The 14270-nt window shown below is 44.7% G+C and carries 13 protein-coding genes and 1 rRNA gene; 10 read left to right on the plus strand and 4 right to left on the minus strand.

Going from position 1 to position 14270, the window contains the following annotated elements; genetic code table 11:
• Both rrf and DRW07_RS00010 read left to right on the plus strand, forming a co-directional pair.
• A 5S ribosomal RNA gene (gene rrf, locus DRW07_RS00005) occupies positions 1-96 on the plus strand; the annotation flags it as partial.
• A 254-nt stretch (positions 97-350) separates the two neighbouring features.
• Positions 351-746: a DUF3718 domain-containing protein gene (locus tag DRW07_RS00010; RefSeq protein ID WP_124025841.1), complete on the plus strand. Its 396-nt coding sequence runs from the start codon at positions 351-353 to the stop codon at positions 744-746.
• Positions 747-831: 85 nt separating this feature from the next.
• Here the strand turns inward: DRW07_RS00010 and DRW07_RS00015 are convergent, their stop codons facing one another.
• From DRW07_RS00015 to DRW07_RS00030, 4 genes are all read right to left on the minus strand, one after another.
• Positions 832-1809, minus strand: coding sequence for a bifunctional helix-turn-helix transcriptional regulator/GNAT family N-acetyltransferase (locus tag DRW07_RS00015; protein ID WP_124025842.1), 978 nt, complete (start codon positions 1807-1809; stop codon positions 832-834).
• A 100-nt stretch (positions 1810-1909) separates the two neighbouring features.
• Entirely contained in the window at positions 1910-2914 is a 1005-nt protein-coding gene (gene cydB / locus DRW07_RS00020; RefSeq protein ID WP_124025843.1) for a cytochrome d ubiquinol oxidase subunit II, read from the minus strand.
• On the minus strand, positions 2911-4278 hold the full coding sequence (locus DRW07_RS00025) for a cytochrome ubiquinol oxidase subunit I (RefSeq protein WP_124025844.1): 1368 nt from the start codon (positions 4276-4278) through the stop codon (positions 2911-2913). Before DRW07_RS00025 ends, cydB begins: the two co-directional genes overlap by 4 nt.
• Before the next feature lie 53 nt (positions 4279-4331).
• Complete coding sequence (locus tag DRW07_RS00030) at positions 4332-4880, minus strand: GbsR/MarR family transcriptional regulator (protein WP_124025845.1); 549 nt, start codon at positions 4878-4880, stop codon at positions 4332-4334.
• Between the two features lie 357 nt (positions 4881-5237).
• On the opposite strand from DRW07_RS00030, the gene DRW07_RS00035 reads away from it, so the two are divergent.
• The 8 genes from DRW07_RS00035 (at position 5238) to DRW07_RS00070 (ending at position 14269) form a co-directional block, all read left to right on the plus strand.
• Positions 5238-6434 (plus strand): tetratricopeptide repeat protein, encoded by a 1197-nt coding sequence (locus DRW07_RS00035; protein WP_124025846.1) that lies wholly within the window; start codon positions 5238-5240, stop codon positions 6432-6434.
• A gap of 199 nt (positions 6435-6633) precedes the next feature.
• On the plus strand, positions 6634-7302 hold the full coding sequence (locus DRW07_RS00040; RefSeq protein WP_124025847.1) for an ABC transporter ATP-binding protein: 669 nt from the start codon (positions 6634-6636) through the stop codon (positions 7300-7302).
• Complete coding sequence (locus DRW07_RS00045) at positions 7292-8254, plus strand: HlyD family secretion protein (RefSeq protein WP_124025848.1); 963 nt, start codon at positions 7292-7294, stop codon at positions 8252-8254. The genes DRW07_RS00040 and DRW07_RS00045 overlap by 11 nt, the downstream gene beginning before the upstream one ends.
• Positions 8247-9233, plus strand: a complete 987-nt coding sequence (locus tag DRW07_RS00050) for an HlyD family secretion protein (RefSeq protein ID WP_124025849.1) — start codon at positions 8247-8249, stop codon at positions 9231-9233. The genes DRW07_RS00045 and DRW07_RS00050 overlap by 8 nt, the downstream gene beginning before the upstream one ends.
• A complete protein-coding gene (locus DRW07_RS00055) occupies positions 9230-10432 on the plus strand; it encodes an efflux RND transporter periplasmic adaptor subunit (protein WP_124025850.1) in 1203 nt (400 codons plus the stop codon). Before DRW07_RS00050 ends, DRW07_RS00055 begins: the two co-directional genes overlap by 4 nt.
• Positions 10429-11676 (plus strand): ABC transporter permease, encoded by a 1248-nt coding sequence (locus DRW07_RS00060; RefSeq protein WP_240630463.1) that lies wholly within the window; start codon positions 10429-10431, stop codon positions 11674-11676. The genes DRW07_RS00055 and DRW07_RS00060 overlap by 4 nt, the downstream gene beginning before the upstream one ends.
• A gap of 183 nt (positions 11677-11859) precedes the next feature.
• Entirely contained in the window at positions 11860-13065 is a 1206-nt protein-coding gene (locus DRW07_RS00065; RefSeq protein ID WP_124025851.1) for a polysaccharide biosynthesis protein, read from the plus strand.
• Entirely contained in the window at positions 13058-14269 is a 1212-nt protein-coding gene (locus tag DRW07_RS00070) for a hypothetical protein (RefSeq protein WP_124025852.1), read from the plus strand. The genes DRW07_RS00065 and DRW07_RS00070 overlap by 8 nt, the downstream gene beginning before the upstream one ends.
• Position 14270 lies beyond the last annotated feature (1 nt).

Genomic DNA, 14270 nt, shown 5'->3' on the forward strand with positions numbered 1-14270 from the left:
GGTACCACCTGACTCCATTCCGAACTCAGAAGTGAAACACGTTAGCGGCGATGGTAGTGTGGGGTTTCCCCATGTGAGAGTAGCACATCGCCAGACTCCTATTCGAAGAACCCCGGTCTCAAGGCCGGGGTTTTTTACTTTCTGGCTACCCGCGTCGTACAGGGTTTCCTCTTGTGCGAGTAGGACATTGTCCCTGCCGGCTACGGGCGTCTTATTAAGTTATCATTCCACATACCTAAGTATTACCTCTGCTGTTTTTTTAGTCACCTCTGTGCGCTTTAATGCATCCAACGACAACGCACACAGCGTTACCAAATTTAACTTAATTAACTACTACAGAGGACTTAACCATGTTGAAAATAGTTAAAGCTTCACTAATCGTTACCGCCGCTACTGTTGGATTCGCTATGCCTGCACAAGCAGACATCAACGAGGCCCGTGCTAACATCTGCACCATTGTACAAGCTGATGACAAAGGCGAGCTTCGCAAGAAAATGCGTACAGTACAGTCAGACTATAGAATGAAATTACGCGACTACTACGACGGTATCACGTGTAACGGTCAAAGCCTTATCCGCACAGCGCTACTGAGCAACGCGGTAGAAACCGGCACCTTGATGGTGAAGAAAATGCCTAGCAGAACACTCAGTAGCCCAGAGCAAGACGGCAAAACCTTAAGTGCCTGGATTGCTGAGCAAGGCCTAGATTCAAGTCCAATCGCTGCTGAACTTCAAGAGCGTTTGTAATAGAACTGACAACAACCAGTTCAACATGGTTGCAGAGTCAACACTCTGCTACAAAAGGCGGCCCTCGCGGGCCGCTTTTTTACTTTTATCTTTCGATTCCTGTTAAATTCATGGCTACATTGCATCTCTCGTAGTGGCTACCGTACTTGCGCATAATCTCTTTGCTATGGATAAAGCCTAGTTTTTCATATAAGTGAATAGCGGCTTCACACTTTCTATTAGTAAGCAGGTAGATGCTATCGGCGTTGAGTGTCTTAGTGGCAAAATGTAGAACATGAATAAGTAATGCTTCTCCTATTTTTAACCCTCTTACTGTTGAAAGCACTCCCATTTTTGTGAGCTCATATTCGTTTTCTCCACTTTTTAGTAACGCACATGCGCCCACAATTCCATACAAGGGATGTTTGGCAAACCAAATATGCCCGCCCGGTTCAATAATAAACTGCTTTGGGTTGCGCAGTACCTGCTTGTCTATTTCCTCCAGGGTGAACATAGATTCAATCCACTCGGTGTTAATAACATCAAAATAGGGTGCATAGTTATCTTGAAAGGGGATAAACTCCACTTGTTGTCCATCCGTTATTAATGCTAAGTGGCTTTGACTTCTTTCGAGAAGGCTCTGACGGCTCAGAGCATGTTCGAACTTAACTAGTGACTGATAAAAATCATTATCAGCCTCCTTACAGAGATCTTGCGCCGCACGCTCAATCCCTTTCCAGGTAATATGCAGGTTGCTGATAGTCACCCAGCCTTTGGGAGTAAGCGCGATGATGCGTTTTCTTGAGTCTTTTTTATCTGAGTGAAATTCAGCCAGCCCCTCCGCAATGAGTTGCTTGCAGAATTGACTCAGCGCGGGTTGCGAGAGTTGTAAGCTGTCTGCAGCTTCAACAACACTGATACGTTCTTTTTTATATAACAATGCCAGTAGAGAAAACCACTTTGGCTGAACAGGGATGTTGAGATTTTTATAAACACTTTGTGCTTCTGCGTACATGCGATCACTCAATCGCTTCAAACGACTTCCAAGTGCTAGCTCTTCCAGTTCATCAAAAAAGTCTTCCATTGGTGATCCTATAAGCAGAAATATAAGTGCTAATGTAAAGATTAAAAGAAAAAAGGCGTAGAGTAAATATTTTTACTTTGATGCCTTTTTCTTCTTTTCTCTAGTAATAGCGTAAGTTATCCGCTTTTCCCCTGAATGCGTAATAAGCAACAAAGGTGTAAGCGGTAATAACGGGAATGACAAATACCGATCCTACAAACATGATCATTAATGAATCTCTGGCACTCGCCGCATCATAGAGGGTAATTTGGTTTGGTACGACAAATGGATAAAAGCTCACAGCTAGTCCAAAGAAACACATACAAAAAATCACTATAGTCATTACAAACGGTAACCAAGCTCCTTTGTCATCTTCCAATGGTAGGCGCTTTAAAACTTGGTAACCCAATACAAACATAGCGAAGCACACTAGTGGTATAGCTGCAAATAAAGAGGCGAAGGGTGGCGTACTCCAGATTTCGTACACATTAGTGTTAACCAGCGGATTAACCAGGCAAACAGCCAAAATACCACCAAAGGTAATTGTTCCAGCCTGTTTACTCCGTCTAATTGCAAACAGTTGTAAGGCGTTACTCGTTTTCATGATGAGCCAGTTATTGCCAATTAAAGCGTATGCGGCTACCACACAAACTCCACTAAAACAGGCAAACAGTAGGCTTACTGATGTGTATTCGAGTCCCATTATATAAATGCCTAACATGAAGCCCTGACTGAACGCGGCCAAAATAGAGCCCATTTTAAAACACCAATCCCAGCGTATTTTTTGGTGGGCCTTTACTTTGGCCCTAAAGTCAAAGGCAACACCGCGAAGAATAAGGCCGATCAGCAATACAGCAACAGGTAGATAAAGTGCCTTGAGAATTGCGCTATGTGCAGAGGGGAAAGCAACTAGGAGTAAGCCAACTGCCAACACCAGCCAAGTTTCATTGGCGTCCCAGAAAGGACCAATAGAGGCAATCGCCGTATCTCGCCATTCTTCGTTATGCATGGGCAGAGTGATTCCAACCCCTAAGTCATAGCCATCTAATATGGCGTAAAGCAAAACAGCGAACGCGGTTAGACCTGCAAAGATAAGTGCTAGGTTCTCGTGTGTAAACCAGTTCATGCTTTTGCCTCCTTACCTGTATAAGTCGCTTTCCTCTCCGGTAGGCCGGGCAAGGTTAAGTCGTACTCTTCGACGTCTACCGCTTTCTTTGCCAAGCCAAACAAGGTTTTGATATAAGCGACTAGCAAGACTGCATAAATAGTTAGATAGGCAGCAAGGGTAATTGCTACATTTTCACTGGCAATAGTGGTAACAGCGTCGGCGGTCTTTAGTACACCATGGACTAAATAAGGTTGGCGACCAATTTCAGTAACATACCAGCCAGCCAACGTGGCAACCCATCCTGAAAACGTCATAGCCATTAACGCTTTAAGCTGCAGGTTTGACAGTCGACCTTTACGTTTTAATGTCAGGCTACACCACCAGGCTATAGCAATCATTAACAGTCCAACGCCAACCATCACACGAAAGCTAAAAAATACCGGCGCAACGGGAGGATGGGATTCGAAATCGTTTACTCCCTTTAGCTCACCGTTAAGATCATGGGTAAGGATGAGACTTGCCAGTTTTGGTATTTCAATAGCGTAATGGTTTGTTCGCGCTTCTTCATCAGGAATGCCAAACAAGATTAATGGTGCGCCGTTGTTGGTCTCCCATGCCCCTTCCATTGCCGCTACTTTTGCGGGTTGATGCTCAAGGGTATTTAGCCCGTGAAGGTCACCAACAAACGCTTGCAAGGGGGCCAGCAAAGCGGCACTGAACAAGGCGGTTTTCATTGTAAGTATGGGCGCTTTTTTGTCATCTCCACGCCAAATGCGGTATGACGAGATCCCCGCTACTAAGAAACAAACGGTCAATGCAGACGACATCAAGGTATGTGAGAAGCGATAGGGAAAAGAGGGGTTGAAGATAATGGCAAACCAATCTGTTGCATGCGCAACACCCTCCCGCATTTCAAAGCCGACGGGTGTTTGCATCCAAGAGTTGAGCACTAGTATCCAAAAGGCTGACATGGTCGTACCAAAGGCCACCAAAAATGTCGCCGAGGTATGTAGCCAGCCGGGTACCTTATGAAACCCAAACAACATAATGCCTAACAAGGTAGCTTCCAGAAAGAACGCGGTTAAGATTTCATAGGCGAGTAAAGGCCCTGCTATATTGCCGATGGTTTCCATAAAACCTGGCCAGTTGGTTCCAAATTGAAATGACATGGTGATACCGCTCACCACGCCAAGGGCAAAGGTCAATGCAAACACTTTTACCCAAAAGCGATAAGCGCGCATCCAAACTGGATGTTTAGAAAAGTCATACCTAACTTTAAAGTAAAACAATAACCACCCTAGGGCGATCGTGATGGTGGGAAAGAGAATATGAAAGCTGATATTCGCAGCAAATTGAATGCGTGACAGCAACAACACATCCATGGCTTACTCCTTAAGTTTTTTTTAAAATCGATGCATAAACCACTCGCTTACATTTATTGTTGTTTTTGTAACAGCTTGTCTTTTATGTCTAATACTTTGCCAACACCCGAACCCAACTTCATGAGTGTGTCTAATTTCTCTGGTGACAATGACTGAAGACTTTGTGCCCACTGAGTAATGTTTTCTAGCAGGCGATATATTTCGTCAATTCTGACTTGTGCATATTTTTCTGCGTCGTTACCCGGATTATCCAAAAGAATATCTCTGAGCAGCGACAGTGTTGGGTCGATCTCTCGTTTTCTGCGTTCTTCAAATACGCGATTAGCCATGTCCCAAATACTGCCGTTGGTATGGTAGTAGTCTTTTCTGTCGCCGGGTTTGTGAAGCGTGTGAACCAACTGCCAGCTACTTAGCTCTTTTAAGCCCATGCTCACGTTGCCACGGGAAATATTCAAACATTCACCAATTTCATTGGCACTGATGGGCTCTTCAGTAATTACGAGAAGGGCATATATCTGGCCAACGGTGCGGTTAAACCCCCATCGACTACCCATTTCGCCAAAGTGAAATACAAATGATTCGAGCATTGGGGTCATTTTCATTGTTCTAATTTTACTAAAGGTTCAGAAATTTCTGAAACTTTAGTATATTGCTTGACGCAGATCAAGAAAACGTTGGCAATAAGAACTCAGTTTCTACTTTACGCAGCCTATGTTTTCTTTCTATTAGTGATGAAGGGTAGCGAGTGTTCGATGGGTTTATCATTGGTTAGGGCTGTTACAGGCGTGAGCAAGTACACGAAAAGGTGCTATCCAGATGTATCTCTGAAATGTGCCATATACACACGCCGACTCAAGGGTAATGTAAGTGTTTGAATGTCACTTCCGTAATGACCTTTGTGTATATTCGGCGTAGGATACATAAGCTATTGTCTAAAAAACGAGATAAGTAGAGGCAAGATGGTTTTCAAAATTCGGCAGCCATTTTACATAAAGGTCTTTATACTACTTGTTGTTATGATGCTAACAGGCTGCGCCAGCAAGCCAAATAGCAATCAAGTTACCGCGTATAAACCTACTCCACCTCCTCCATTAAGAGGGGAGTTGCCAACGCACCTGAACAAAAGTAATCCGGAAGGCCTGTTTTCATTAAATGAATTGCAGCGCAGTCAGTTTCACGCTTTCTTTTACGATGAGGATAATACAGACATTGCTCCTCATAAGCGGTTGGCGCACTACTTGGAATCTCAAATGAGTAGCTTTGATTACAAAGGACGCACATTAAAGGCAAGTCAGGCTATGGATGAGATGGAGGGCAATTGCCTTTCGCTGGCAATCGTGACTGCGGGATTGGCGCAAAGTGTTGGGTTAAAAGTACAATACCGCAGAGTAAACACACCACCTATCTATCAAAGAAAAAATAATATACTCACACTCTCCTCTCATGTTCAGACGCGTGTCTTTTCTCCAAACGTACCTCCTCACTCCGATTTCGCGAATATCATATTAGGTAGCTATGCGGTTATTGATTACTTTCCCAGTAGTGAGTACGTAGTTGGGAAAAGAGTTGCACAAAAGGACGCAATAGCAATGTATTACCAGAACTTAGCCGCTGAGAAAATGATGAAGAACCAAATGCAGGAAGCATTAGCGTATTTGTACAAAGGGCTTAGTATTGCACCTCAAAATGCAAGTTTGCTAAATGCTGTTGCTGTTGTTTATAAGAGACAAGGCTTCCTAAAAGATGCACTAAACGTATTTGCCTATGGGGTTGAGTACTCAGGAGGTTCCCTTGTGTTGTTTGAAAACTATGCTCAACTACTTGCATCAATAGGTCGCGTAGAAGAGGCCGAGGAAATTGCAGATAAGTATTCATTTGTAGATGATGACAACCCTTTTGTTTGGTTAGATTTAGCTGCTGAAAAGGAGAAAAAGGGGAATTGGCGCAAAGCATCGGCTTATTATCGAAAAGCCGTTGAAATGGGCCCCTATTTGCATGAGAGTCATTTTGGGCTCGCAAAGTCTTATTCTGCACTTGGCAAAGAAGCGGCGGCCTTGCGTCACATGAAAAAAGCGACTGCGTTGGCGCGTTACGAAGAGGAGCAACCTCTGTATTCCAAGAAGCTAGTCATGATGAAGCATCTACACAGAGGTTAGAGATTAAGCTAAACCTAACTTCATATAACTAAGAGGAAGCCGCTCGAATCAGGTATTAACAAACACTTACAAATTAGTTCACACTTGAGCGCTTTGTGCTTGTCTTCCCAAAAACGCAGGGTTACTGTCTATCAGAATTGACATGACAGAGTAGTGATAAACGCAGGCTGTCATATTGCCGGGTCAAAAAAGGAACCAAATGCTGGAATTACAGAACATTGTTAAGTCATTTCAAAACGGCGAAGAGATTGTTACCGCAATCAACAATGTCAGTTTAACGATCGAACAAAATGAATTTGTCGCTATTATGGGTAGCTCAGGCTCAGGTAAATCAACCTTAATGAATGTGCTGGGCTGTCTGGACACACCAAACTCTGGGACTTACCGGCTGGACAATAAAGATGTTGCCTCGCTCAGTGATGACGAGCTGTCTAAAATTCGCAATGAACACATTGGCTTCATCTTTCAGACGTTTCATCTGCTGCCTAAATTGGATGTTGTGGGCAATGTCAGTTTGCCACTTCGCTATTCAGATGTGCCAGCCGCCGAAGCCGAAGAAAGAGCGTTGTCACTGATTGATAAAGTGGGTTTAACACACCGGAAGCATCATAAGCCTTTTGAAATGTCGGGAGGACAGCGTCAGCGTGTAGCGATTGCCCGCGCCCTTATAAATCGGCCATCAGTTATACTTGCCGATGAGCCTACAGGCAATCTAGACAGCAAAACGTCATATGAAATCATGCAGTTACTCACAGAGTTGCACAAACAGGGGCAGACAATTGTGATGGTAACCCATGAAGATGACATCGCGGAGTATGCGCAACGCGTGATTCATATGAAAGACGGGGTGATTATCAATGATAAATAACAAAGTCCTCCTCGCACTGAGTCTACTTGTATCACTGAATACTCAGGCTGAAGAGTTACTGCTCACTGGCAGTATTAGTTCCTCGGCCAAACAAGTTGTAGTTGCGCCACAGGCGAGTCGTTGGCAAATCCAAATTCAGTGGATGGAAGAAGAAGGCAAAATTGTGCAAAAAGGCGAACCGGTTGTGGTGTTCGATGGTGCGTCTGAGCAAACCCAACTGCTAACACAGCAGGAAAATCTAGACCGACTAGAACTTGAGCTAAAGCAACTGGTGATTGAACAGGAACAGAATGTCATTGATGCCAAGGGTAGTTTGACCGTAGCGAAAATGCGAGTCGACAAAGCACGTATCGAAGCCTCTGTGCCAGACTCAGAGGTCAGTGCCTATGACAAAGGGCAATATGAATTGGCTTTGCAACGGGCGTTGCTCGAGCAGGTAAAGGCAGAAGAGGCCTATGCCAGAGCTAAGCAGGAACAAAAGGCAGAGCTGACAAAAAAAGAAGTCGATATTCTTAAAACCAAAGAAGAAATTGCGTATCTCAATAATATTCTTGGTCAACTTCGGGTTATTTCAGAATACACCGGACCCGTTAGCTATGCCATTCACCCCTGGTTTGGTGAAAAGGTGGCGCCTGGCATGAACGTCAGGCCAAGCTGGAATGTGGTTGATGTGCAATCAACAGAAAAGTTTCAAATTGAAACTTGGGTGCACGAATTAGACGCGATAGGCTTGTCAAAAGATACAACTGTTGAAATCGTGTTAGATGCCTATCCGGATAGAACATTCAACGGCACTATCGTATCGCTGAGCCCGCAAAGCGAAACCCGGCCACAGTGGAGTAAGAGTGCCTATTTCCCCGCTATTGTCCAATTTGATGGTTTGCCCGATGTTAAATTACAGCCAGGAATGAGCGTGCGAATTCATGTTAACAAGGAGGTTATAGATGCGTAGCCTTGTTTTAGTCTTGTCACTATTGGTAATGGCAGCTTGCTCAGAGCAAGCAGCAGAAAAGGCGGTAGAAAGCACACTGAAAAAAGGGGTTTATGCACCTGCCGAGTTAGTATCTTTGCAGGAAATATCATTGACGCCGCCCAATATTCCCCGTACTTGGGAATATAAAATTGAATTTCTGGCTCGGGAGAATGATCTGGTCAAAGAAGGCGATTTGCTAATTCGATTTGACGGGCAGCGTTTGCGAACGCAACTCCTTGAGCGTCAAAGTGAGCTCAATGCAGAGAAAAAAGAAGCTGAAAATAAAAAGCTGTCGAATGAAGCCAAGCTGGAACAGCTCATTCTTGATATGGCAGAAGCAAAGAAAAATCAGGATATAGCACGCAGAAAGGTTGAAATTACCGACGTGTCCCGTTCAGAAATAGAGAGGCGAAAGCAGCAGTCTGAATTTGTTATTGCTACAGAGCTTTATGAACAGGCCGTCGCTCGAGTAGAAAAACACAAACAAATCATGGTATTGGACGAGCAGGTTCAGCAAGCCAAAATTGATAAAGCACAAAGCCGGGTTGATCAGATCAATGACAGCATCGCCAAGCTAAGTGTCACCGCACCCAAAGCGGGTATGGTGACATTAATTCCCAATGGTGACGGTGATAAACCCGCTGTGGGCGACACGGTTTTCATGGGCGCGCGAATTCTGGCTTTACCTTCTTTAGAGATGATTGCTGTGAAGGTGGAGTTTGATGAATCCACCACGTCACAGGTGAATCTGGGTGATACGGTCAGAGTGACCTTAGACGGTTATCCAGAACGGCCCTTTGCTGGCCAGATTAGTGAAATTGGCCAATCTTACAGACAAAAATCCACCAATAATCAAAAAGTAGTATTTGATGCATGGGTAGAGTTAGAGCAAATGGATTTAAACATTATGCGGCCAGGCATGAAGGCCACAGTGGAATTGGCAAAGGTGGCGTCATGAGGTACGTTTTACTTCCTATTGCTTTGCTGTTTATCTCGGCTTGTGGTGAGCAAACTACGCAAACGACCCCGGTATTTGAAGTTGAAGCCTCAGACTTTGGTATTCAGGTAAGTGGTTTTGGTGAAATAGAAGCGGCGCAGTCTCAAAAGATATTTTCTCCCGGACGTCGCCCAATGACACTGGCTTGGCTAAAAGAAGAAAACAGCTATGTAGAAGCAGGAGACGTCATTGCACGCTTTGATGCCCAGCGTATCCAAAAGGACAGTCGCGCAGAAGAGCTGGAGCTATTGCGATTAGAGCAGGAAATTTTAAAAAGTGTGGCGCAACAGCGTGAGCAAAAACAAGAAGTCGAATCAGACCAAATATTCGTAGACCATGAATTTGACTTTGTAGAGCGTTTTGCCATTGACGATATCAACGTATATTCACAGCTGGAAATCATTGATACCTTTGCCAATAGGGATTTTTTGGAAGCTAAAGACGGGTTTCTCAACTGGAAAGAGAGCAGTATCGACCAGCAGCACGATAGTCAAATTGCCGTACTCGATATCCGCAAGTCAGGTGTAGGCAGCAAATTTGAACAGCTTCAACAAGCGTTATCTAGCCTCGAAGTGGTATCACCTTTCTCCGGTTTGTTGGTGTTCGAAAAAGACAGGCGGGGGGAGAAACCTGCAGTTGGTCAAACCATCTTCCCTGGAAGGCCAATCGCACAAATTCCTAACCTAGATAACATGCAAGCCAAAGTGTTTGTGCAGGCCAATGATGCGATAGATCTCGCGGAGGGGCAGTCCGTTGATATCGTTCTGGATGCATTTCCAGGTAAGGTTTTCTCTGGTGAAGTTAAACAAGTTTCTGGCTTCCCTCGCAGTATAGAACGTGGAAATCCTGTGACCTATTTTGAGTTGATCGTCACTTTGTTAGAGCAGGATAAAAACATGATGCAACCAGGTAGAAAGCTTAGTGCATCGATAAAAGTAAAAGCGCCCACGCCAACACTCGTGGTGCCGCTGCAAACACTGCACCACGAAGACGGCAATTCCTATGTGTTTTTACAGCAAGGAGACCGCTTTATTAAACGTCAGGTAACCAGCGGCAGGAAAAACCTTCACCTTGTTGAGGTGACCAGTGGTTTGGAAAGCGGAGACCTTATCGCGTTGGCTCAGCCGGCTAATTCAACGGTTGAAGGAGATGAAGGTTGAATCAGTATATCGTTTTAATTGGCGACGCCATTCATGAACTGTCGTCACAAAAGCTGCGTACATTCCTTACCTTACTGGGTATGATCTTCGGGGTCGGCGCGGTTATTGCCATGCTGAACATTGGTGAAGGTGCGGAAAAAGAGGCACTAAAGCTAATTGATTCGATGGGTGTTAACAACATTATTGTCAATGCTAGGTCATATGAAAAAGACGAGCTCAAAGAAATTCGCGAAGAATCGCTCGGGCTCAATATGGGAGATGTGGATGCCGCTCTCGCGACCTTGCCTTTTGTAGATGATTACAGCGCGTCGAAAAATATAGAATTACACGATGTATACAGTGACTATGCAAAGAGTGATGCGCAGGCCTGGGGAGTGACGATTAGTTACTTCGGACACGGCAATTTGCGTTTGGCGGCAGGGCGTTTTATCTCTACGCAGGACGAAAATGCGCTGGCACAAGTTGCAGTGTTGGGGGCCGATGCTGCTACTGAGTTGTTTCCAGCCAAAGACGCCGACGAGATGATTGGACAGTTTGTAAAAGTGAACCATGTTTGGTTAAAAGTCATTGGCGTATTGCAGGCACCTGAGGGGAGCAAAAATGAATTTCAGGGCGTGCAAATTGGCGGAGATCGCTATCGCATATTTGTGCCCTTGAGTACCAGTATCAATAAGTTTGCCAGTGATGTATTGGCCAGTCAGTTAGACAGTATTAAGCTGAATATTGCGAAAGGCACCGACCCCGTCATTGCTGCCCAGGCTATCGACAGCCTCATAGCAATGCGCCATGGAAGTCTCGACGATTACGAGTTGATTATTCCTGCTGCGTTATTAGAACAGCAAAAGCAGACGCAACAAATATTTAATATTGTTATGGCTTGTGTTGCTGGTATCTCGCTACTAGTCGGCGGTATTGGCATTATGAACATAATGCTGGCCAACGTGATGGAGCGTACAAAAGAAATCGGGTTGTTGCGAGCTGTTGGCGCGACGCAAAAAAATATTCGTCTTCAATTTATTGCTGAGAGCTTTACTATTTCTATATTGGGTGGCTTGTTAGGTATCTTTTTTGGATTGGTTCTCTCGGAGGTCATTGGTTTCTATTCTGGCTGGGCAGTAAGTTGGTCCTTGCCGGCAATCTTTTTGTCATTGACCATTTGTATGGTAGTGGGAGTTGGTTTTGGCGTGTTTCCCGCGGTTAAAGCGTCCAAACTAAATCCCATCGATGCACTTCACAGCGATTAACCCGTTTATTGTTTCTCAAAGAAAAAACGCCCCAATAGAGGCGTTTTTTGCATTTTTATTGTCGAATTTTTGACACAAAGTGTAGGAAAATCGTCAAAATTCCATTATTGTTCTGTTTGGAATAATAAAAATGTTGCATGGATGTAAAAAAATATTACAGCTTTTTGGGATCAATAATAATAAATGCGCTATACCCAGCTGTTTGATCGAACCGTTGGGCGGTTCGGCTCGACGGTTTCTTTGCTTGTCTTTCAGGCTACGGCATTCCTTGTGCCGTGGTTCGCTGTGTTGTGGCTGAGTCATACGGCCAGTATTAACAGTGTCGCAGATTTCAGTCTGCTTTTAGCCATCGTTGCGCCTTTGTGTTTGTTATTAGCCACGCCGTCCAGAAATTTCTTACTGAGTGGTGATGAAGATGTCAGTCACCATACTGTTGTTATTCGGTTCGCTTTTTCACTGCTTGGCATCAGTGTTATAGCGGCAATTGGACACTGGCAGGGTGCCTTACTGCTTGCTGTTGCGCTATTTGTCTGTAAAAACGGTGAGTTTTATTACGACATAGCGATTGCTGACCTTATCAAGAAAAATGCTAAGCGCGCTTTATTTTTAAGGGCTATCAGAAAAGCCGGGTTTACCCTGCTTGGCGTTGTGATCACGTTTTGGTCTGCTTCACTTATCATTGGTCTCAGTGTGCTTGGTGTCTTGTTTGTCCTCGATGCGCTTTTTGAAACACAACAAAAACGCACCATGGGTAAATCGCTCAGTGTCGCTGCCCAAGCATTACCACTTTCGCTTAATGCGCTTGTATTCTCTGTTTATTTTTACATTCCTCGGTATGTACTAGGTGGTGACAGTCATGTGCAGGAACTGGCGGTGTTTACTGTTAGCAGCTTTTTGATCATGGTCGCCCTTATTGTTAGCAATGCCTACTGTCAGTCTCAGTTGGCGCACTGGCGCAAGCAGGTTGCGAGTGAGCGGAACGCCATTTTCATGCAAAGCCTCTACAAAACAATGGGCTTGCTCGCGCTCTTATATATCGCTCTGCAGGTATTTCACCTTCCGCTGCTGGCGTCTCCATTTTGGCAAGCTCACAATAATATCAACTTGTTGCAAGTCGACTTAATGGCGGTATATCACCAAACGCTGTGGTTTGCCGTTGGCCCAATTCTTTTCTCTTTTGCTAATTATTTGCTGATCGTAACGCACAATCACCGGTTTTTACTTGTATTAACTTTGCTTAACACGGGACTCTGCTCAGTGTTGGGTTGGTTGGGGTTTTACGCGTTTGGGTTTTCTGGTCTGATCGCAATCGTCGCCTGTTGTGGGGGGCTGCAATTCCTGTGTTGCTTCAGGAAAATGAAGATGCATTTGGCAGGTGAACATGTTTGAGCATCTGTTTTTCACATTATCAGTCATACTGGTATTTGCCAGAATATTGTGGGAGTTTTTCGTCAATAAAGGCAAAATTTCTCCATTGGCTATTTATTCGTTCTGTTATCTGTATTTTTGTTTTGGCCCTTATCTGGCCGATGTTTTAGGGTTTGGGATTTATAGTGGTATACAGCGCGACTACATGGACGAAGCCGCGTTTGTTTTCTTTCTGGCCATTGCCACACTCGCACTTTTTCCATCAAATTTTGTGGCAAAACTCGATATGCCCTATCGCCTGGTAATCAAAGAGCCTGTCTTGGTTAAACAAATTACCCGCCTCTTACTCACTGTACCTGTTGCGCTTCTCTTTGCGCTTGCACTGGCTAAAATAGGCTTTGCACCCTTGGACAAGGTGCAGCGTATTGCTGCGGTCGGCATATTCCACTACGTCATTTTAACGCTGTGGCCGTTGTGTTTGTTCTGCTACCTTACCGTTGCTCCAAAACACGCGCTAAGTCGCGGTGAAGCGTGGTCATTTGCCGCTATCATACTGCTTTATTTTAGCTATTGCTTTTACATGGGTGAGCGGGATTTTGCGCTTATCGGTGTGCCCTTGGTATTTTGGTTTTATAAAGACAAGCCTCTGCCCTTGTGGAAGCTTAGTGTGGGGGTTGTGGTTGCCGCGGTGGGTTTTACCCTCATGTCAGCGGGCCGCTCTTCAGAGTTCGACGGAGGTGGACTAGCGTCTTTCTTAAACCAGGGCAGCAATCTGATGGTGACAACCAACATCATTCTGTGGCTGGAGCAAGGCCAGTTAGTGAGCTGGGGGGCATCATACTTTTCTAGCTTTATTAATATGCTTACATTAGGCGCAATAAAGCTCACCACGCCCCTCTCTATTTGGTTTAGCCGCGAATATTCACCGGCCGCCAATGATGGCGCATTTGGCTTTTCCATTGAAGGAGAGGCACTGATTAACTTTGGCATTGCGGGCATTCCCTTCTTGTTTGCTTTCATCGCCTTCTTTTTGGCGTGGACTTATCGCGGCTTTCTGCAAAATCGGCCGATGGGCGTGCTATTAACATACTATGCACTCTTTTATTTTGTGTATGCGATTCGGGGTGAATCTCTTATTTTGTTTAAAGCCTTTATTTACAGCGTGATCATTTTTGTTGGCTTGCTGTTTATATCGCAACGCGGGAGGCTGTACTTTCAGGTTTAAC

Origin of the sequence: Paralteromonas sediminis (genome assembly GCF_003820355.1) — a bacterium.
Lineage (GTDB): Bacteria > Pseudomonadota > Gammaproteobacteria > Enterobacterales > Alteromonadaceae > Alteromonas_F > Alteromonas_F sediminis.